This is a genomic window from Thauera sp. JM12B12, assembly GCF_039614725.1.
Lineage (GTDB): Bacteria > Pseudomonadota > Gammaproteobacteria > Burkholderiales > Rhodocyclaceae > Thauera.
This window is the reverse complement of record NZ_CP154859.1, coordinates 651,209-671,421: the sequence shown is the minus strand read 5'-3', so window position 1 is coordinate 671,421 and position 20,213 is coordinate 651,209. Positions and strand designations below refer to the sequence as shown.

The following is a 20,213-nucleotide window of genomic DNA, read 5'->3' as shown; positions in this document are numbered from 1 at the left end:
CGGATGGTACTTGTTCAGTGCAGCAAATTTGGCGGCTGTTAATGGCTGTTACGATTCCATAGCCGCTTGGTGGGGTCAACGGCCGGCCCCCGTAAACCTTTAGGGGTTTCGTGATCTTTTTCTCGTTGCAACAGTGATTTACGCGCAAACGACGGCATGGCGCGGGTTTCAGGCGGTGCGCCAGAACAGCGTCATCGGCGCATCCTGCCGGCCGGGCCGGGAGGCGTGCCGGGCATCGACGGGACGGCTTGAACTGCGCCAAATCGCGCATCAGGATTGGCGCAATTTTCAGAACTGCGCCAGAATTGCGCCACAATGATTTCGAACCGCGCCAGCATCATGACGTCCTCCACCTCGACCCTGCTGAACAGCATCCAGTCTTCCGACGAAGGACTGACACTGGCAGAACTGCTCACGCGACACCCCGACATTGCGCGACGCACGGCACAGCGCCTGACCGCGAAGCTGATCGACGAGGGCAAGGTCAGCGCTCAAGGCGAAGGCAGGGCCCGCCGCTATTTCGTGGGCGACCGCTACCACGGGCGCACAGGCGACCAGCCCGGCGGCGCAGTCGGAGCCGACACTTTTCCGCGCTTCATCCCGCTGTCGGCGGACAGCCAGGACATCCTCGACTACATCAACCAGCCCCCGGAGGCGCGCAGGCCCGTGGGCTATCAGCGAGACTTCCTGGACGCCTACCGCCCGAACGAGACCTGGTATCTGCCCGAGTCGCTGCGTCGCCAGTTGCACAGCATGGGGCGGACTGCAGCGCTCGATGCGCCTGCAGGCACCTACAGCCGCGGCATCCTCAACCGGCTGCTGATCGATCTGTCCTGGGCGTCGAGCCGCCTCGAAGGCAACACCTACTCGCGCCTCGACACGCGCGAGCTCATCGAGCACGGCAAGGCCGCACGCGGCAAGGCGGCGATCGAAACGCAGATGATCCTGAACCACAAGGCGGCGATCGAGCTGCTGGTCGAGAACGTCGACAGCGCCGAATTCAACCGCTACCTGCTGATGAACCTGCATGGCGTGCTGGCCGAGAACCTGCTGCCCAACCCTGCCGATGAAGGTCGGATTCGTCAGCACGCGGTGGATATCGGCCAGAGCGTGTACCGGCCGCTGACGACGCCGAAGCAGATCGAGGACGCGCTGGACACGCTGCTCGCCAAGGCCAACAGCATCATCGACCCCTTCGAGCAGTCCTTCTTCATGATGGTGCACCTGCCGTATCTGCAGCCCTTTGCCGACATCAACAAGCGCAGCTCCCGGCTCGCAGCGAACCTGCCGCTGTTCCGCGCCAACCTGTGTCCGCTGACCTTTCTGGACGTGCCGGAGCAGGCGTACAGCCGCGCAACGCTTGGCGTGTATGAAATGACGCGCGTCGAGCTGCTGCGCGATCTTTACGTGTGGGCCTATGAGCGCTCGACGCAGGAATACCTGGCCATCAAGCAGGACCTGGCAGAGCCCGACCCCCTGCGCCTGGCGTGGCGCGACGTCATCAAGGTGACCCTGCGTGAGGTCGTCACGCATCCGGAACTTGACCCGCTCGACACCATCCGGCAAGCCGTGGCGCGGCAGGTTCCGGCGCACGCGCAGCCCGAGGTTCAGGCACTGATCATCGAAGAGCTGCGGCGGCTACACGAAGGCGTGCTGGCACGCTACGGCCTGCGTCCGTCCGAGTTCGAAGCGTGGAAGGCGGCTCACCGCCAGTGAGTCAGAGGCTGCGCCGCAACGCGCACAGCCAGCGCAGCCCCATCGCCGCCCGGCTGCCGTACCACGACACCATCTCGCCATCGACCAGCAGCGCCGGACGCGCGGCGAGGCCCTCGACCTCGTCCACATGGGACGCGCGGAAGCGGTAGGGTTCGGTCGACAGCAGCACGCGCTCGACGCTTCCGATCCACGGCGCATCCCAGTCGAATGCGGGATAGCGCGCCGCGCCGGTCTCGCCGCCCTCCACCGCAGGCAGGGTGTGCCAGCCGACGGCGGCGAGCGTGGCGGCGATGTAGGTGTCGCGGGCGATGGTCATCCACGGCTCGCGCCAGATGAGGTAGAGCACGCGCTCGTCGGGCAGCGTCTTGCGCAGCGTGGCGGCCTCGGCGAGGGCTGCGCGCAGGTCTTCGGCCAGCCGGGCCGCGGCAGCCTCGGCGCCGAAGATGCCGCCGAGCAGCGCGAACAGGCCGAGGTTGTCCTGCGGCGTGTTGGGGTGGGTGACGACGATGTGCGGCACGAAGGCGGCGAGTTCATCCACCGTCTCGCGCCGGTTCTCGTCCATGTTGACCAGCACGTGGGTGGGCGCGAGCTCGCGCACCCGCTCGAGCTTCACGTCCTTGGTGCCGCCGACCTTGGGCACGGTGCGCAGGGCTTCGCGCGGATGCACGCAAAAGCCGGTGCGCCCGACCACGTGCTCACCCAAGCCGAGGTCGAAGAGGAGTTCGGTGAGGGACGGCACCAGCGAGACGATGCGCGCCTCATTGCCTGCGCGCCGGTGCCGCTGTCCTGCGGCATCGACCAGCGGGTCGGCTGCACCCTGCGGTTCGTGCGATTCCATATGCTTGAGGTCGGTGAGGAAGCTTGCGATTGTAGCGCGCCCCTGCACCGCACTCGCGGCTCGCCTGCCCCACCCAGCACAAGCACGCAGTGGCGCGCCCTCGGGGAAATCCCGGGTGCCGCCATGCCGAATTTTGTGCAAAGCTCTGCCACTGGTTTGAACGAGGTCCGCGCAGGGATGGTCATCGCCCCCTTCGTGCTGCAACGCGCACTGCGCGAGCATTCACGCCACCCTCACTCGTGTCGATTCACTCACAGGAGAACTCCATGAAGAAACTGACCGCTCTGGCCGCTGCATTCGCACTCGTCGGCACCCTGGGCGCTGCGCCCGCGCAGGCCCAGCAGAAGTTCGTCACCATCGGCACCGGCGGCGTGACCGGCGTCTACTACGCGGCCGGCGGCGCGATCTGCCGCCTGATCAACAAGGACCGCGCCCAGCATGGCCTGCGCTGCTCGGTCGAGAGCACCGGCGGCTCGGTGTACAACGTGAACACGATCAAGGCGGGCGAGCTCGACTTCGGCGTGGCGCAGTCCGATGTCCAGTACAACGCGATCAAGGGCGAGGCCCAGTTCAAGGACGGCGGACCGGTGACCGACCTGCGCGCGGTGTTCGCGCTGCATCCCGAGCCGCTGACCGTGCTGTCGCGCAAGGAAGCCAACATCACCAAGATGGAGGACTTCAAGGGCAAGCGCTTCAACGTCGGCAACCCGGGTTCGGGCCAGCGCGCGACGATGGCGATGCTGCTGCCGGCGATGGGCATGGCGGAGAGCGACTTCTCGCTGGTGTCCGAGCTCAAGCCCGACGAGCACAGCGCCGCGCTGTGCGACAACAAGATCGACGGCTTCGCCTACGTCGTCGGCCACCCGGCTGCCAACATCCAGGACCCGACCACGACCTGCGGCGCCAAGCTGGTGCCGATCACCGGCGCGGCGGTCGACAAGCTGGTCGCCGAGCACCCCTACTTCGCCAAGGTGCAGATCCCGGGCGGCCTTTACGCCAACAACCCGGACGCGACCGACACCTTCGGCGTGGTGGCGAGCTTCGTGACCTCCTCCAAGGTGCCGGCCGACACCGTCTATACGCTGGTGAAGGCGGTGTTCGAGAACTTCGAGGACTTCAAGAAGCTGCACCCGGCCTTCGCCAACCTCGATCCCAAGCACATGATCAAGGACGGCCTGTCGGCGCCGCTGCATGAGGGCGCGGTCAAGTACTACAAGGAAAAGGGCTGGATGTAATCCCGCCGCCCGGCGTCTGTCCGCGGACGCCGGTTACTGCTGCACAGACGGCGGCGACCCCTGGTCCCCGCCGTTTTTTGTCTCCGTCACGAACCTGAGAGGGGCTGCTCATGACCCGCCCGGACGAAAACAAGGACAAGGCCAGCTTCGAGCTGTCCGACGAAGAGCTCAAGAAGATCGTCGCCGAGGCCGACACCGGCGGCCGCAAGCCCACCGGACTGACCGCGCAGCTGCTGCTCGTGGTGGCGCTGGCGTGGTCGCTGTTCCAGCTCTGGATCGCCTCGCCCCTGCCCTTCTCGCTGGGCGTGTTCGTGTTCAACGACACCGAGTCGCGCGCCATCCATCTGGGCTTCGCGATCTTCCTCGCCTTTGCCGCGTACCCGGCGCTCAAGCGCTCGCCACGCGACTACGTGCCGATCCAGGACTGGGTGTTCGCCGCCGTGGGCGCCTTCTGTGCGGCCTATCTGTTCCTGTTCTACAAGGAGCTTGCCGAACGTCCCGGCACGCCGACCGACATGGACCTGGTGGCGGCGGTGATCGGCATGATCCTGCTGCTCGAGGCGGCGCGCCGCGCGCTCGGCCTGCCGATGGTGATCCTGGCCGCGGTGTTCCTCGTCTACATCTTCTTCGGCCCCTACATGCCCGACGTGATTGCCCACCGCGGCGCGTCCTTGTCAAAGGGCATGAGCCACATGTGGCTGACCACCGAGGGCGTGTTCGGCGTGGCGGTCGGGGTGTCGACCAGCTTCATCTTCCTCTTCGTGCTGTTCGGCGCGCTGCTCGAGACCGCCGGCGCCGGCGCCTACTTCATCAAGTCGGCGATCGCGCTGCTCGGCCACATGCGCGGCGGCCCGGCGAAGGCGGCGGTGGTGGCCTCGGCCAGCACCGGTCTCATCTCGGGCTCGTCGATCGCCAACGTGGTCACCACCGGCACCTTCACCATCCCGCTCATGAAGAGTGTCGGCTACCGCGCCGACAAGGCGGCCTCGGTCGAGGTGGCGTCGTCGGTCAACGGCCAGCTCATGCCGCCGGTGATGGGCGCCGCGGCCTTCCTGATGGTCGAGTACGTCGGCATCAGCTACGTGCAGGTGATGAAGCACGCCATCCTGCCGGCGCTGATCTCCTACATCGCGCTCTACTACATCGTGCACCTCGAGGCGCTGAAGATGGACCTTCAGGGCCTGCCGCGGCGCGAGCCGCTGCCCTGGCAGCGCACGCTGATCACCACGCTGATGACGGTGTCCGGGCTGGTGATCCTGTCGGCGATCATCTACTGGGGCTTCGGCTGGATGAAGACCGCCTTCGGCGAGGGCGCCTTCATCGTCGTCGGCCTGCTCATGCTCGGCGCCTATGTCGCGCTCGTCCGTTTCGCGGCGCAGTACCCCGAGCTGCACATGGAGAAGCCCGACGAGAAGATGGAATACCTGCCCGAGATCGGCCCCACGCTCAAGTCCGGCCTGCACTTCCTGCTGCCGGTGGCGGCGCTGATCTGGAACCTGATGGTCGAGCAGCTCTCGCCGGCGCTGTCGGCATTCTGGGCAACCCTCTTCCTGATGTTCATCCTCGTCACCCAGCGTCCGCTGTTCGCCCTCTTCCGCCGCACGGGCAACCTGGGCGAGGCGGCCCGGCAAGGCTTCTCCGACCTCTTCACCGGCCTGATCACCGGTGCACGCAACATGATCGGCATCGCGATCGCGACCGCGACCGCGGGCGTGATCGTCGGCACCGTGACGCTGACCGGCATCGGCCTGGCGATGACCGAGCTGGTCGAGCTACTCTCGGGCGGCAACCTGATGATCATGCTGATCCTGGTCGCGGTGATCTGCCTGATCCTGGGCATGGGTCTGCCGACCACCGCGAACTACATCGTGGTGTCGACGCTGATGGCGCCGGTGATCGTCGAACTGGGCGCGCAGTCCGGCCTGCTGGTGCCGCTGATCGCGGTGCACCTGTTCGTGTTCTATTTCGGCCTGATGGCCGACGTGACGCCGCCGGTCGGCCTGGCCTCGTATGCGGCGGCGGGCATCGCCAAGAGCGAGCCGATGCGCACCGGCCTCACCGCCTTCGGCTACAGCGCGCGGACGGCGATCCTGCCCTTCATGTTCATTTTCAACACGCAGATCCTGCTGATCGGCATCAGCGACACCTTCCACCTGGTGATGACCATCGTCAGCGCGACGGTGGCAAGCATGATGTTCGCCGCCGCCACGCAGGGCTTCTTCATTGCGAAGAACCGCATCCACGAGACCCTGATCCTGCTGCTGGTGACCTTCACGCTGTTCCGACCGGGCTTCTGGATGGACATGCTCTACCCGCCCTTCGAGGAGGTGCCGCCGACCGAGCTCACCCGCCTGGTCGAGGAGGCACCGCGCAACGGCAACCTGCGCGTGTGGGTGGAGGGCATGAGCCTGGAAGGCGAGGACATCGCCAAGGGCGTGCTGCTGCCCTTGGGCGAGAAGGCCGCGAGCGCGCGCGAACGCCTGGGCGCGATGGGCCTCACCGTGATGGCGCTCGGCGACCAGGTGCAGGTGGCGGCGGTGCGCTTCGGCAGCCCGGCGGAAAAGCTCGGCCTCGAGCAGGGCTTCAACATCGTCAATATCGAGCTGCCCTCGGGCGAGCGTCCCGACAAGGAGTGGATGTATCTCCCCGCCTTCGCCCTGCTGGCGCTGGTGTGGGCAATGCAGAAGCCGCGGCAGCGGCGCAGGGAAGCGGAGCGCGTCCGGAGCTGATCCGGGCCGCGCGGCACGCCGGCGCGGGGGCGGGCTGCGCCCCTGCGCCGGGATGGACGATCAGATCAGCGAGGGACCGGCGACGATCGCCGCCGCGTCCTTCTCGCTGATGCGCACGCTGGCGTTCATGATCACGAGCGCAATCAGCCAGTCGCGCAGGCGCTCGGCACCATCACCCTCGAGCGTCAGGAAGCGGCAACCCGCCTGCGCGGACGCCGCGATGAAGTTCACCGACTGCGCGCGGCCACGGATCTGGTCGGGCACGCCCTCGCGCTGGAGCACGAAGTCGAAGGGCTCGCCCGCCGCCGGCGGAGCCTCGGCGGTGATCGCGAATCCATCGACCGACACGTCGCGCAGCGGGATGCGTTCGCCGTCGATGACGACCCAGAACCAGGGCTCGCCGCGACGCAGCGCCAGGAAGCGCTGGATGCGCCGGCGCTCGGCGCTGTCCGCCGCTGCCTCCTCCGACGCTGCGTGGCGGGCGTCCTGCGGGCTCATTTGACCGCGCGCTCCTTGCGCGCGCGCTCGATCAGCTCTTCGGCCACCTTGAGGGTGTTCTCGTGACTGCCGCTCATCGACGCCGAGGTCAGGTACTTGCCATCGACGACCACGGAGGGCACGCCCTGGATCTTCATCGCGCGCGCGAGCTGGTCGGCGCGCTGCACCAGCGAGCCGACGCCGAAGGATTTGTAGGTCTCGATGAACTTGGCCGGATCGGCGACCTTGCCGGTCACCCACTCGCGCACCTGCTCCTCGTTGAACAGCGGGCGCTTCTCGTCCTGCACGGCGGCGAAGATCGCCGACTGCAGCTTGTCGCGCTCGCCGGAGATCTCGGCCGCGTAGTAGAGGCGCGCCAGCCCGGCGAGCTGGGGGTTGTTCCACACCGCCGGCACCGGGCGGAAAACGACGTCGGCCGGCAGCAGCTTCTTCCATGCGCTGACCAGCGGGTCGAAGTCGCGGCAATGTGGGCAGCCATAGTGGAAGAACTCGATCACCTCGATCTTCGAGGGATCGTCGCCCTTGTGCGCGGGGTTGAGCACCTGGTAGGTGCCGCTGTTCGCCCACGCGGCGCCGGAAGCCGGCAGGACGAGGGCCAGGCCGGCCAGCTTGAGGGCATCACGACGGTTCATGCAGTACTCCGTTGGCTAGGTGTTGCGATGTTACGGGCTTGCTGTGACGCGGCCGGCGCGCCGGCGTTCCCATCCAGAACGGCACGGGCCATCAGGCTCAGGGGTTGCGGCTCACCGAGGCGGCAAAGCCTGCCTCCGCCAGCCGCGAGCGCATCGGGTTCATGTCCTCGGGCTTGGCGAAGGGCCCCACGCGCACGCGGTGCACCACCCGCCCGTCCGGCAGCTGCGTGCGTTGCGCGCTCGCCTGGATGCCGGAGAGCGCCAGACGCGCCTTCAAGTTGTCGGCCTCGCTCGGGTTCTCGAACGAGCCCACCTGCAGGTAGAGCCGCTCGGAGCCGCGCTGCACCGGCTGCGGCGACACCTCGGCCACTGGCGCGGGCGGCTGCTGCTGCGGAACCTGCGCGGACGGGGCCGCCGATGCGCCCTGTTGCGCCGCCGGAGAGGGCACGTTGTCGCCCTGCGGCAGAATCTTGTAGAACTCGAAGTCCTGCTTGACCACCGGCCGATCGCCCGGCTTGCCCGGCAGGGCCGCGGGGCCCTGGTCGGCCGGAGCCTGCACGCGCGGCGCGACCGGCGCCGGCTGGAAGGGGTTGGCGCGGGTGAAATACCACGCCGCACCGGCCGCGATCAGCGCACCGAACACGAGACCGATGAAGATGCCGATGAGCGTGCCGCCGGCGCTTTTCGCGGGCGCGCGCGCAGGCTTGCGGGCGGGCTTGCGGTCTCGACTCACGATTGCACTCCCTGCATCACATCGACTCGGGCGCGGACACGCCCAGCATCTTCAGGCCGGTGACCAGCACCTGGCGCACCGCCGCAGCGAGCGCGAGACGGGCGAGCTTGACCGCCTCGTCCTCGACCAGCATGCGCTCGGCGTTGTACCAGCTGTGGAAATCGGCGGCGAGGTCCTTCAGGTAGAAGGCGATCTGGTGCGGCGCATAGTCGGCGGCGGCGTTCTGCACCAGCTCGGGGAAGGTGGCGAGGCGCGCGCACAACGCGAGTTCGCGCTCGTTCTGCAGCAGGCCGAGATCGGCCCCCGCCAGCTCGGCCGCCTCGCCGCCCCACTGGTTGAGCACCGAACACACGCGGGCATGGGCGTACTGCACGTAATACACCGGGTTCTCGTTGCTCTGGCTCTTGGCGAGGTCGAGGTCGAAGTCGAGGTGCTGGTCGGACTTGCGCAGCACATAGAAGAAGCGGCAGGCGTCGTTGCCGACCTCGCGGCGCAGCTCGCGCAGGGTGACGAACTCGCCCGAGCGGGTGGACATCGAGGTCTTCTGGCCATCGCGATAGAGCACCGCGAACTGCACCAGCGCGACCTCGAGCTTTTCCGGCGCCAGGCCGAGCGCGGCGATGGCGCCCTTCACGCGCGGGATGTAGCCGTGGTGGTCGGCACCCCAGATGTCGATGATGCGGTCGAAGCCGCGCTCGTACTTGTTGAGGTGGTAGGCGATGTCGGAGGCGAAGTAGGTGTACAGCCCGTTCTCGCGCTGCACGACGCGGTCCTTCTCGTCGCCGAAGGCGGTGGAGCGGAACCACTTCGCGCCGTCCTGAACGTAGATGTGGCCGGCCTTCTCGAGCTGGGTCACCGCACGCTCGACGAGGCCGGTGTCGAACAGGCTCTGCTCCGAGAACCACTTGTCGAAGCGCACGCCGAACTCCTGCAGATCCTCGCGGCCATCGCCGAGCTGTTCGTTGAGCGCGAAGCCATGCACCCACGGGTAGTCCTCGCCGAGCAGGCGCTTGGCGTTGGCGATCAGCGCGTCGAGGTGCAGCTCGCGCTGCTGCTTGGCCTCGTCGTCCTTGCGCTCGGCAGGCGGCAGGCCGGGGGTGCCGGCGAGGATCTGCTCGACCGTGACCTGGGCGAAGCGGTCCTGGTGGGCGTCGCGCATCCCGCGCCCCATGTCGATCACGTAGTCGCCCTGGTAGGCGTTGGGCGGGAAGGGGATCTCGATGCCGAAGAACGCGAGGTAGCGCAGCCAGGTCGACAGCGCCAGGATGTCCATCTGGCGTCCGGCGTCATTGACGTAGTACTCGCGCGTCACATCGTAGCCGGCGAAGGCGAGCACGTCCGCCAGCGAAGCGCCGTAGGCCGCACCGCGACCGTGGCCGACGTGCAGCGGGCCGGTCGGGTTGGCCGACACGAACTCCACCTGGACCTTTACACCCTTGGCCGCGCCGCGGCCGAAGTCCGCGCCCTTGGCCATCACCTCGCCCACCACCGCGGTCTTGGCGTCGGCGGCGAGGGTGAAGTTGATGAAGCCCGCGCCGGCGACTTCGGCCTTGGCGACCAGCTTCGAGGCTGGCAGCTCGGCGAGCAGCAGGTTGGCGAGGTCGCGCGGGTTGCGCTTGAGCGGCTTGGCCAGCTGCAGCGCGAGGTTGGTGGCGAAATCGCCGTGGCTCGCCTGCTTCGGGCGCTCCAGCAGGATCGGAGTGTCGGCCAGGTCAGGCGCCACGCTCTTCAGGGCGGACTTCAGCAGGTCGGACAACAGGACTTTGGGATCGGCGCTCATGGCACTCGGAATGAATTCGAAACGCGCGATTATAGCGGAACGCACGGTCGCGCCCCGGCGAGGATGTGAGCGCGCTTTTCGCGGCAAGCCCGTGCGCGCAAGGAGCCTGGCCCCGCCGCGAGCGCCAGCCCCGTGGGAGCGGGCTTGCCCGCGAATGCTGCGCATGAGACGCCCCGTTCGCGGGCAAGCCCGCTCCCCCATCGACACCAGCCGCACGGGCGCGCGTTCCATCGGCGCCGCTTTCGGGCTAAAGTCCGCGCTTTGCTTCATCCGGCCGTCCACCGTGCGCCTCTTCCGCCTCGCCAAGATCGTCTCCGTCAGCCTGCGCTTCGGCCTCGACCGCATGGTGCTCGACGCCGACAGCAGCGGCCGGCTGGCGCACATCTGGCACAAGGTCTTCTTCTGGCGCACCTTCTCCGAGTCGCGCGGCGCGCGCCTGCGCCAGGCGCTCGAGTCGCTCGGGCCGATCTTCGTCAAGTTCGGCCAGATGCTGTCGACCCGGCGCGACCTGCTGCCGCCCGACCTCGCCGACGAGCTCGCCCTGCTCCAGGACCGCGTGCCGCCCTTCCCCACCGAGCAGGCGCTGGCGGTGCTGGAAGGCTTCTACGGCAAGCCGATCGACACGGTGTTCGACGATTTCGAGCGCACCCCGGTGGCTTCGGCCTCGGTGGCGCAGGTGCATTTCGCCCGCCTGCCCGATGGCACCGAGGTCGCCGTCAAGGTGCTGCGCCCGGGCATCGAGCGCGTGATCGAGCACGACCTCGCGCTGCTCGAGGTCGCCGCGGTGCTGCTGGAGAAGATCTGGCCGGAAGGCCGGCGGCTCAAGCCGCGCGAGGTGGTGGCCGAGTTCAGCAAGTACCTGCACGACGAGCTCGACCTCATGCGCGAAGCCGCCAACTGCTCGCAGCTGCGGCGCAATTTCAAGGACTCGTCGCTCTTGATCGTGCCCGAGGTTTACTGGGACTGGTGCGGCAGCAAGGTCATGGTGATGGAGCGCATGCGCGGCGTGCCGATCTCGCAGACGCCGGCGCTGCTCGCTCAGGGCACCGACCTCTCGGCGCTGTCGCGCGCCGGCGTGGAGATCTTCTTCACCCAGGTGTTCCGCGACGGCTTCTTCCACGCCGACATGCACCCGGGCAACATCTTCGTGCACCAGGACGGGCGCTACATCGCGCTCGACTTCGGCATCATGGGCACGCTCAACGAGGTGGACAAGAACTACCTCGCGCAGAACTTCCTCGCCTTCTTCAAGCGCGACTACCGCCGCGTGGCGCTCGCCCACATCGAGGCCGGCTGGGTGCCGGCGAAGACGCGCGTCGACGAGTTCGAGGCCGCCATCCGCACCGTGTGCGAGCCGATCTTCGACAAGCCGCTCAAGGACATCTCCTTCGGCAAGACCCTGCTGCGCCTGTTCCAGACCGCGCGCCGCTTCGAGATGGAAGTGCAGCCCCAGCTCGTGCTGCTGCAGAAGACCCTGCTCAACATCGAGGGCCTGGGCCGCCAGCTCGACCCCGAGCTCGACCTGTGGAAGACCGCCAAGCCCTTCCTCGAGCGCTGGATGGACGAGCGCATGGGCGTGCGCGCGCTGGTGCGCGGCGTCAAGGAAGAAGCCCCGGCCTGGGCCGGCACGCTGCCGCAGCTGCCGCGCCTGGTGCATCACGCGCTGACCGAGTCCACCCGTCACCAGAGCGCGCAGCAGCAGCGCCTTGACGAGCTCGCCGCCAGCCAGCGCACGCAGGGACGCCTGCTGCTGCTGATCGGCGCGGTGGCGATGACGCTGCTCGGGCTGGAACTCTACCGCCTGCTCGGCTGACCCTCGCCCGGCCGGCGCGCTCCGGCAGCGCCACCGCGGCGGCCGCCGCCGTCGACGTCTGAACGATTCAACCGTCGCCCCGTCGAACCCTTCACCAGCGGCGGCACGACGAGAGCCGCGGACGGGAGGTGTGCGATGACGACGACACTCGGCGCCCTGCGGGCACCCCACACACAGATTCGGATCATCGGCGCCGCATCGGCACTCGGCGCGCCGCACGCGGGTTCGGCCGCTGCGCCGGCCGCCCTGCAGCGCGGCGGCCTCGTCCACCGCCTGGCGGCGATCGGCCCGACGGTGGAATGGACGGCAACGTTGCAGCCGAGCGCGGCCGAGCGCGCCACCGGCCCCGCCGCGGGCACGGCCGGCGCAGCGCCCCCCGCGGGCGACATGCGCGTGCGGATGACCGCCAACGCCGACTTCGCCCACCGGCTCGCCGACCAGGTCGCGGCGCTGCCAGGCGACAGCTTCCCGCTCGTCATCGGCGGCGACCATGCGATCGCCGCCGGCACCTGGCGCGGCATCGGCCGCCGACGCGGGCGCGCGCCCGGGCTGATCTGGATAGACGCCCACCTCGACAGCCACACCGACGCCACCACCCATTCGGGCAACATCCACGGCATGCCGCTCGCAGCGCTGCTCGGCCTGGGTCACGCCGCACTGACCGGGATCCCCGGCCCTCAGCTCGATCCGGCGCGCACCTGCATCATCGGCGCACGCGCCTGGGAGCCCGAGGAGCAGGCCCTGGTCGAACGCCTCGGGCTGCGGGTGTTCACGATGGACGAGGTGCGCGCACGCGGTCTGCCGGCGGTGTTCTGCGACGCGATGACGATCGCGCGCGCCGACCCCGATGCCGGTTTCGGCCTCAGCCTCGACCTCGACGCGCTCGACCCCCAGGCCTTGCCGGCCGTCACCTGCCCGGAGCCCGGCGGTCTCGACCCGCGCGTGCTGGCGGACACGCTGCTGAGCCTGCGCGCCTGCGCGGACTTCATCGCGCTCGAGATCGTCGAGTACCGCCCCGATCTCGACCCCGACCAGCGCAGCGCGGACTGGATCGCCGAGTTCGCCTGCGCCGCGCTCGGCCCCGGCACCGCCTGGCTGCGCGCGAAGGAGCATCGCTTCGGCGCCGCGAACTACGCGCCGCTGCCTGCGGTGTTCCAGCGCGGTGAGGGCGTGTGGCTGTGGGACACCGACGGCCGGCGCTACCTCGACATGATGAGCGCCTACTCGGCGGTGAGCTTCGGCCACAGCCATCCGCGCCTGGTCGACGCGCTGGTGACGCAGGCGCAGCGCTTGGCGCTGACCTCGCGCGCCTTCTCCAGCGACCGCCTGCCGATCTTCCTCGAGCGCCTGTGCGCCACCTTCGGCTACGAGCGCGCGCTGCCGGTCAACACCGGACTGGAGGCCGTCGAGACCGCGCTCAAGGCCGCGCGCAAGTGGGGCTACAAGGTCAAGGGCATCGCCCCCGAGCGCGCGCGCATCCTCGCCTGCGACGGCAACTTCCACGGTCGCTCGATCGCGATCGTCGGGCTGTCGGCCAACGACCACTACCGCGACGGCTTCGGCCCCTTCCCGCCCGGGCTCGAGCGCGTGCCCTTCGGTGACGCCGACGCCCTCGAGGCCGCGATCACCCCCGACACCGCCGCCTTCCTGGTCGAGCCGATCCAGGGCGAGGGCGGCATCGTCGTCCCGCCGCCCGGCTACCTGTCGCGCTGCGCCGAGCTCTGCCGCCGCCACGACGTGCTGCTGATTGCCGACGAGGTGCAGACCGGGCTCGGCCGCAGCGGCCGGCTGCTCGCCTGCGACCATGAGGGCGTGCGCCCGGACGGGCTGATCCTGGGCAAGGCGCTCGGCGGCGGCCTGCTGCCGGTGTCGGCCTTCCTCGCCGACCGCCGGGTGATGGACGTGTTCGGCCCCGGCGACCACGGTTCGACCTTCGGTGGCAACCCGCTCGCCGCCGCGGTGGGCACCGAGGTGCTCGCGCTGCTCACCGAGACCCGCCCCTGGGAGCGCGCCGAGCGCCTCGGCGAGCGCCTGATCGCACGCCTGCGCACCGCCGCCCTGCCCTGCGTGCGCGAGGTGCGCGGCCGCGGCCTGCTCATCGGCCTGGCCCTCGACCCCGCGCTGGCCGACGCCGGCGAGGTCGCCGAACGCCTGCTGGCACGCGGCATCGCCACCCGCGACACCAACGACAACGTCATCCGCCTGGCGCCGCCGCTGGTGATCGACGAGGCCACGCTCGACGAGGCGGCGAGCCGCATCGTCGACACGCTGCGCGCGCTCGTGCCCGCCGACGCCGCCGCGACCGTTGCGCACATGCAATAAATCGCGAGCGATCAAGCCCTTGGCGTGCGATTCGCGCCCCCGGCGACGCCCTTCTGTTGTTAAACTCGCGCCCTCTTTTTTCGCTCACCGCGCGCGGATGCGCCATCACGAAGGGCCTAATCATGCTGCTCTGGCTTGTCGTCGCCTATCTCGTCGTCTCCATCGGCATCGGCCTGTATGCCGCCACCCGGGTGCACAACGCGCGTGACTACATCACCGCCGGCCGCAACCTGCCGATGATCATCGTGCTGGCCATGGTGTTCGCCACCTGGTTCGGCGCCGAGACCGTGCTCGGGATCTCCGCCACCTTCATCGAGGAAGGCTTCCGCGGCCTGATCTCCGACCCGCTCGGGGCCTCGGCCTGCCTGATCCTCTTCGGCCTCATCTTCGCCCGCCCGCTGTACCGCATGAACCTGCTCACGCTGGGCGACTTCTTCCGCATGCGCTACAACCGCACGACCGAGCTGGTGCTGTCGATCTGCATCGTGCTGTCCTACCTCGGCTGGGTGGCGGCGCAGGTGACCGCGCTCGGCCTGGTGTTCAACGTGCTGTCGGGCGACCTGGTGAGCATGAACCAGGGCATGCTGATCGGCGCCGGCGTGGTGCTGGTCTACACCCTGTTCGGCGGCATGTGGTCGGTGGCGATGACCACCTTCGTGCAGATGATCGTGATCGTGATCGGCCTGGTCTGGGTGAGCTGGATCGCCGGCGACATGGCGGGCGGCTTCGAGAACGTGATCAGCAAGGCCGCCGCGGAAGGCAAGTTCGAGTTCCTGCCCACGCTCGACCTGGTGGACATGGTCGCCTGGTTCGCCGCCTTCGCCACCATGGCGCTCGGCTCGATCCCGCAGCAGGACGTGTTCCAGCGCGTCAATTCGTCGAAGAACGAGACGGTCGCGGTGTGGGGCACCACGCTCGGCGGCGTGAGCTACTTCTTCTTCGCCGCGGTGCCGCTGTTCCTCGCCTACACCGCCAACATCATCGACCCCGCCATGGTCGCGCGCCTGATGGAGCAGGACTCGCAGCTCATCCTGCCCACCCTGATCCTGCAGTACATGCCCTTCTATGCCCAGGTGATCTTCTTCGGCGCGCTGCTGTCGGTGATCATGTCTACCGCGTCGGGCACGCTGCTGGCGCCCTCGGTGACCTTCTCCGAGAACGTGCTGCGCGGCTTCATTCCCGGGATGAGCGACCGCGCCTTCCTGCTCAGCACGCGCGTGACCGTGGTGATCTTCACGATCTTCGTCACCTGGTACGCCACCACCACCGAGGCCAGCATCCACCACATGGTCGAGAACGCCTACCGCGTGACGCTCGCCGGTGCCTTCGTACCGCTCGCCGCCGGACTGTTCTGGAAGCGCGCCAACAACCTGGGCGCGGCGCTCGCGATCATCCTTGGCCTCTCCACCTGGATCCTGTTCGAGCTCTTCGTCCCCGAAGGCGACATCGAACCCCAGCTCTACGGCCTGGCGGCAAGCACGCTCGGCATGCTGGTCGGCGGCCTGCTCGGCCCGAAGCCGCACCATCGCCCGCATATGGGCGGGCACCACGCCGCGGCGGGCACCTACCACACGCATCGCTGACCCCGAGCCCTGTGGGAGGCCCCGGGCTCTGTGGGAGCGGGCTTGCCCGCGAATAAGGGCGTCGAGCGCACTGTTCGCGGGCAAGCCCGCTCCCACGAAAACCAGCGGCACCTTGAAGTGGGCGCCTGCGTTTGATGACGATCAACGCGGGCGCCGCCGGCCTCGTTTATGGTTGCGGCGTTTTTTGCCCCGGATTCCGTCCGCCATGACCGTGCCTCACCCGATCGAGCTCGTCTGCCCCGCCGGCAGCCTGCCGGCCCTCAAGACCGCCGTCGATCACGGCGCCGACTGCGTCTACCTCGGCTTCAAGGACGCCACCAACGCGCGCAACTTCACCGGCCTCAACTTCGATCCGCCGCAGATGCGCGAGGGCATCGCCTACGCCCACACCCGCGGCAGGAAGGTGCTGCTCGCGCTCAACACCTACCCACAGACCGCCAACTGGTCGAGCTGGACGCAGGCCATCGACCGCGCCGCCGAGTTCGGCGTCGACGCGCTGATCCTCGCCGACCCCGGCCTCATGGCCTACGCCGCGAAGACGCACCCGCAGCTGCGCCTGCACCTTTCGGTGCAGGGCTCCGCCACCAGCTACGAAGCGATCAACTACTACCATGAGCGTTTCGGCATCCAGCGCGCGGTGCTGCCGCGCGTGCTGTCGATGGCACAGGTCGAGAGCGTGATCGCCCACACCCCGGTCGAGATCGAGGTCTTCGGCTTCGGCGGCCTGTGCGTGATGGTGGAAGGCCGCTGCGCACTGTCGGCCTACGCCACCGGCGCATCGCCCAACTGCAACGGCGCCTGCTCGCCAGGCAAGCACGTGCGCTGGGAAGACACCCCGCGCGGCATGGAGACGCGGCTGAACGGCATCCTCATCGACCGCTTCGCCGACGGCGAGCGCGCTGGCTACCCGACGCTGTGCAAGGGCCGCTTCGAGGTCAACGACGAGACCTACTACGCGCTCGAGGAACCCACCAGCCTCAACACCCTCGAGCTGCTCCCCGAGCTCGCCCGCATCGGCATCCGCGCGATCAAGATCGAGGGCCGCCAGCGCAGCCCGGCCTACGTCGCCCAGGTCACCAAGGTGTGGCGCGCCGCGCTCGACAAGCTCAAGGCCGGCGGCGCCGAAGGCTTTGCCGTGCTGCCGGCGTGGATGGCCGAGCTCAACAAGGTCTCCGAAGGCCAGAGCCACACGCTGGGCGCCTACTACCGGCCGTGGAAGTGAGCGACTGCTCGATCACGCCCCAGCCTGCCGTGCACAACCCGATCGCCGCGCCCGCTCGACGCGCCCCCGATGCGCGCAGCGGCACCGTGGCGACATGCCATTGAGATGAGAACCGCCCCCATGAAAATCGCCCTCGGCCCCCTGCTCTACTACTGGCCCCACCAGAGCGTGCTCGACTTCTACGCCGACATGGCCGACGCGCCGCTCGACACCGTCTATCTCGGCGAGACGGTGTGCTCGCGCCGCCACGAACTGCGCCTCGAGGACTGGCTCGAGGTCGGCGAGGTGCTCGCCGCCGCCGGCAAGGAAGTGGTGATCAGCACCCAGGGCCTGATCGAATCCGAATCCGACCTCAAGGTGATGCGCCGCATCGTGCGCCAGAGCGCCGAGGGCGAGCCCGGCTTCCGCGTCGAGGCCAACGACATGGGTGCCGTGCGCCTGCTCGCCGAGGCCGGCGTCAGGAACTGGGTCGCCGGCCCGACGCTGAACCTCTTCAACCCGAGCACGCTGCAGCTGATGATCGACGCTGGCGCCACGCGCTGGGCGGTCGCCCCCGAGCTCGCGGGCGCGGCACTGGCCGAGGTGCGCGCCGCGCTGCCGGCGCCGGTCGAGACCGAGGTCTTCGCCTACGGCCGCCTGCCGCTGGCGCACTCGGCGCGCTGCTTCACCGCCCGCCATTTCAACCTGCAGAAGGACACCTGCGAGTTCCGCTGCCTGTCGATCATGGACGGCATCACGCTGCGCACCCGCGAGGGCGAGCCCTTCCTGACCCTGAACGGCGTGCAGACCCAGTCGGCGCGGGTGCACAACCTGCTCGGCGACCTGCCCGCGGTACAGAAGAGCGCGGAGGTGCTGCGCATCAGCCCGCAGGGCGCGCACACCCGCGCCATCATCGAGCTCTTCCGCGCTGCGCTCGACGGCCATCAGGCACCGGCTGCCGCACTCGCCGCCAGCCGCCCGCTGATGGTCGAGGCGCCGTGCAACGGCTTCTGGCACGGTCGTGCCGGCGTCGAGCAGTACATCGCCGCCTGAACCGTGGGAGCGGACCTGGCCGCGAATGGCGCGCGGGGTCGTCGCCAGTTCGCGGGCAAGCCCGCTCCCACACCGGCATCGCGCCACCCCGCCGCGTGGGAGCGGCCTTGGCCGCGAAAGCGGCGCTTGATCTTGCGACATTCGCCGGCAAGCCCGCTCCCGCAGAGAGTTGCTCCCACATAAGGGATCTCGCTGCCCTCCCTGCCCCGCTTTCGGAGACCGAACATGCCCGCCCTGCCCTCGCTCCCCCGTCCGCCCCTGCCCGCCGCGCTGCTCCCCGGCAGCCTGCGCCAGCGCATCGGCGAACGCCTGGAGGCCTTCCGCGTTCCCGACTTCACCGTGCCCGCGGCGCTGGCCAGGCTCGTCGCCCGCCTGCCGCAGCAGCCGCCCACCCATGCCCTGACGCTCGCGCTCAACCTCGCGCTGGGCCGCATCCTGCCGCGCGACACCCTCGAGCCGCTGAGCGGACGCCACCTGCAGATGCGCGTGCTCGATGCCGGACTGACGCTCGACTTCAGCCTCACCGAGACGGGCTTCCGCCGCGCCAGCCCGCCCACGGGCACGAAGCCCGACCTCGTCATCTCCGCCACCACCCGCGACTTCATCGCGCTGGCGCTGCGCGAGGAGGACCCCGACACACTGTTCTTCAGCCGCCGCCTGCGCATGGAAGGCGACACCGAGCTCGGACTGCTGGTGAAGAACACGCTCGACGCGGTCGACTGGGACGCGCTCAAGAACAGGCTCGCCGGGCGGCGCTGAGCCGCGTCTGCGCAAGAGCTGCCTACGGATGACGTGGGCGGACCTGCTCGCGCATGGAGCCCCCTGAACCGCTTCAGGCAGGCTTTGCAGGAGGGGCCTGCCCGCGAATGGTGCATCCTGAACCGCTGCGGGCAGGTTCCTTGTGGGAGCGGGCTTGTCCGCGAATGCAGACCGGAGCCAGCACTTTCGCGGGCCAGCCCGCTGCCATGCGGTGCGGCGCCGCTCGCCGCGATCGCCCCGCTACGCGTGCATGGACGATCCGTGCGCTGCCGCGTGTGCGGTAAGCTAGGCGCCCGTCCCCACTCCGGCCCCCGCTCCCGGCGCCGCACCTCGCAATGCCCTCCGAGTTCGACCTGATCCGGCGCCACTTCACCCGCGCCCCCCGCCACACCGACCTCGCCGTCGGCGACGACGCCGCGCTGCTGCGCGCCCAGCCCGGCTCGCAGCTCGCGGTGACGACCGACATGCTGGTGGCCGGCACCCATTTCTTCGCCGACACCGACCCCGAGGACCTCGGCTGGAAGACGCTCGCCGTCAACGTCTCCGACCTCGCTGCGATGGGCGCACGTCCGCGCTGGGCCTTCCTCGCGCTCGCGCTCCCGGTCGCGGACGAAGCCTGGATCGCCGCCTTCGCGCGCGGCTTCTTCGCCTGCGCCGGCGCGCACGACATCGACCTCGCCGGCGGTGACACCACGCGCGGGCCGCTCACGCTGTCGGTGACCCTGCTCGGCGAAGTTCCGCAGGGCGCAGCGATCACGCGTGCGGGCGGGCGCCCCGGCGACGACCTGTGGGTATCGGGGCAACCCGGCCGGGCCGCGCTCGGCCTCGCCGCGCTCCGGGGCGAGACCGCCTTGTCGCCAGCGGGTCACGCGACCTGCATCGCCGCGCTGCAGCGCCCGCAGCCGCGTGTCGCGCTGGGCCTGGCGCTGCGCGGGCTGGCCTCCGCGATGCTGGACGTCTCCGACGGCCTGCTCGGCGATCTCGGCCACATCCTGGAGGCCTCGGGCACGGGCGCCCGCATCGACGTGGCCGCGCTACCACTGCCTGCGCTGGTCGCCACCGGAGCCGACCCTGCGCTCGCCCGGCGCAGCCTGCTCGGCGGCGGTGACGACTACGAACTGCTGTTCACCGCGCCGGCCGCATGCCGCGCCGAGGTGGAGGCGCTCGCCCTGCGCCTCGGGCTGGCACTGCACCGCATCGGCGAGCTGACCGCCGAGGCGGGTGAGCTCCGGCTGCACGAGGCCGACGGCACGCTCGTACGCAGCGCCCGCACGGGCTACGATCACTTCTGCTGACACGCACACGCTCGGCACCCCGCCTG

15 protein-coding genes are annotated in these 20,213 nt (G+C 69.3%); 10 read left to right on the top strand and 5 right to left on the bottom strand.

The features are described 5' to 3' along the window. Window positions 1-315: 315 nt before the first annotated feature. On the top strand, window positions 316-1,716 hold the full coding sequence (locus AAG895_RS02940) for a Fic family protein (protein WP_345794072.1): 1,401 nt from the start codon (window positions 316-318) through the stop codon (window positions 1,714-1,716). Between the two features lies 1 nt (window position 1,717). On the opposite strand, the gene AAG895_RS02935 is transcribed toward AAG895_RS02940, so the two are convergent. Next, a complete protein-coding gene (locus tag AAG895_RS02935; RefSeq protein ID WP_345794071.1) occupies window positions 1,718-2,554 on the bottom strand; it encodes a helical backbone metal receptor in 837 nt (278 codons plus the stop codon). Between the two features lie 266 nt (window positions 2,555-2,820). Here AAG895_RS02935 and AAG895_RS02930 point away from each other — a divergent pair, with 266 nt between their 5' ends. Both AAG895_RS02930 and AAG895_RS02925 read left to right on the top strand, forming a co-directional pair. Next, window positions 2,821-3,789, top strand: coding sequence for a TAXI family TRAP transporter solute-binding subunit (locus tag AAG895_RS02930; protein ID WP_345794070.1), 969 nt, complete (start codon window positions 2,821-2,823; stop codon window positions 3,787-3,789). A gap of 110 nt (window positions 3,790-3,899) precedes the next feature. Next, a complete protein-coding gene (locus tag AAG895_RS02925; protein WP_345794069.1) occupies window positions 3,900-6,518 on the top strand; it encodes a TRAP transporter permease in 2,619 nt (872 codons plus the stop codon). A 60-nt stretch (window positions 6,519-6,578) separates the two neighbouring features. Here AAG895_RS02925 and AAG895_RS02920 read toward each other — a convergent pair whose 3' ends face one another. The 4 genes from AAG895_RS02920 to argS all read right to left on the bottom strand — a co-directional run bounded on the left by AAG895_RS02920 (window position 6,579) and on the right by argS (window position 10,161). Then, complete coding sequence (locus AAG895_RS02920) at window positions 6,579-7,016, bottom strand: PilZ domain-containing protein (protein ID WP_345794068.1); 438 nt, start codon at window positions 7,014-7,016, stop codon at window positions 6,579-6,581. Next, a complete protein-coding gene (locus AAG895_RS02915; protein ID WP_345794067.1) occupies window positions 7,013-7,648 on the bottom strand; it encodes a thiol:disulfide interchange protein DsbA/DsbL in 636 nt (211 codons plus the stop codon). The genes AAG895_RS02920 and AAG895_RS02915 overlap by 4 nt, the downstream gene beginning before the upstream one ends. Window positions 7,649-7,745: 97 nt before the next feature. Then, on the bottom strand, window positions 7,746-8,381 hold the full coding sequence (locus AAG895_RS02910) for an SPOR domain-containing protein (RefSeq protein WP_345794066.1): 636 nt from the start codon (window positions 8,379-8,381) through the stop codon (window positions 7,746-7,748). A 16-nt stretch (window positions 8,382-8,397) separates the two neighbouring features. Beyond that, complete coding sequence (gene argS, locus AAG895_RS02905; RefSeq protein WP_345794065.1) at window positions 8,398-10,161, bottom strand: arginine--tRNA ligase; 1,764 nt, start codon at window positions 10,159-10,161, stop codon at window positions 8,398-8,400. Between the two features lie 283 nt (window positions 10,162-10,444). Between argS and ubiB the strand changes: the two genes are divergently transcribed. The 7 genes from ubiB to thiL all read left to right on the top strand — a co-directional run bounded on the left by ubiB (window position 10,445) and on the right by thiL (window position 20,187). Further along, window positions 10,445-11,974 carry a ubiquinone biosynthesis regulatory protein kinase UbiB gene (ubiB, locus tag AAG895_RS02900; protein ID WP_345795360.1) on the top strand — a complete coding sequence of 510 codons (1,530 nt, stop codon included), beginning with the start codon at window positions 10,445-10,447 and terminating at the stop codon, window positions 11,972-11,974. Window positions 11,975-12,109: 135 nt separating this feature from the next. Beyond that, window positions 12,110-14,296: an ornithine--oxo-acid transaminase gene (gene rocD, locus AAG895_RS02895; protein WP_345794064.1), complete on the top strand. Its 2,187-nt coding sequence runs from the start codon at window positions 12,110-12,112 to the stop codon at window positions 14,294-14,296. 122 nt (window positions 14,297-14,418) lie between these two features. Then, a complete protein-coding gene (locus tag AAG895_RS02890; protein ID WP_345794063.1) occupies window positions 14,419-15,879 on the top strand; it encodes a sodium:solute symporter family protein in 1,461 nt (486 codons plus the stop codon). A gap of 205 nt (window positions 15,880-16,084) precedes the next feature. Continuing rightward, entirely contained in the window at window positions 16,085-17,101 is a 1,017-nt protein-coding gene (locus tag AAG895_RS02885; RefSeq protein WP_345794062.1) for a peptidase U32 family protein, read from the top strand. A 120-nt stretch (window positions 17,102-17,221) separates the two neighbouring features. Continuing rightward, window positions 17,222-18,133: a U32 family peptidase gene (locus tag AAG895_RS02880; RefSeq protein WP_345794061.1), complete on the top strand. Its 912-nt coding sequence runs from the start codon at window positions 17,222-17,224 to the stop codon at window positions 18,131-18,133. 225 nt (window positions 18,134-18,358) lie between these two features. Beyond that, a complete protein-coding gene (locus AAG895_RS02875; protein WP_345794060.1) occupies window positions 18,359-18,892 on the top strand; it encodes an SCP2 sterol-binding domain-containing protein in 534 nt (177 codons plus the stop codon). Between the two features lie 335 nt (window positions 18,893-19,227). After that, entirely contained in the window at window positions 19,228-20,187 is a 960-nt protein-coding gene (gene thiL, locus AAG895_RS02870) for a thiamine-phosphate kinase (RefSeq protein WP_345794059.1), read from the top strand. The last annotated feature ends 26 nt before the right edge of the window (window positions 20,188-20,213 follow it).

Coding starts and splice junctions, on each gene's coding strand:
- AAG895_RS02930 (WP_345794070.1), top strand. CDS start 2,821: ATGAAGAAACTGACCGCTCTGGCCGCTGCATTCGCACTCGTCGGCACC.
- rocD (WP_345794064.1), top strand. CDS start 12,110: ATGACGACGACACTCGGCGCCCTGCGGGCACCCCACACACAGATTCGG.
- AAG895_RS02880 (WP_345794061.1), top strand. CDS start 17,222: ATGAAAATCGCCCTCGGCCCCCTGCTCTACTACTGGCCCCACCAGAGC.
- thiL (WP_345794059.1), top strand. CDS start 19,228: ATGCCCTCCGAGTTCGACCTGATCCGGCGCCACTTCACCCGCGCCCCC.
- AAG895_RS02940 (WP_345794072.1), top strand. CDS start 316: ATGATTTCGAACCGCGCCAGCATCATGACGTCCTCCACCTCGACCCTG.
- AAG895_RS02885 (WP_345794062.1), top strand. CDS start 16,085: ATGACCGTGCCTCACCCGATCGAGCTCGTCTGCCCCGCCGGCAGCCTG.
- AAG895_RS02920 (WP_345794068.1), bottom strand. CDS start 7,016: ATGAGCCCGCAGGACGCCCGCCACGCAGCGTCGGAGGAGGCAGCGGCG.
- argS (WP_345794065.1), bottom strand. CDS start 10,161: ATGAGCGCCGATCCCAAAGTCCTGTTGTCCGACCTGCTGAAGTCCGCC.
- AAG895_RS02875 (WP_345794060.1), top strand. CDS start 18,359: ATGCCCGCCCTGCCCTCGCTCCCCCGTCCGCCCCTGCCCGCCGCGCTG.
- AAG895_RS02915 (WP_345794067.1), bottom strand. CDS start 7,648: ATGAACCGTCGTGATGCCCTCAAGCTGGCCGGCCTGGCCCTCGTCCTG.
- AAG895_RS02890 (WP_345794063.1), top strand. CDS start 14,419: ATGCTGCTCTGGCTTGTCGTCGCCTATCTCGTCGTCTCCATCGGCATC.
- AAG895_RS02925 (WP_345794069.1), top strand. CDS start 3,900: ATGACCCGCCCGGACGAAAACAAGGACAAGGCCAGCTTCGAGCTGTCC.
- AAG895_RS02935 (WP_345794071.1), bottom strand. CDS start 2,554: ATGGAATCGCACGAACCGCAGGGTGCAGCCGACCCGCTGGTCGATGCC.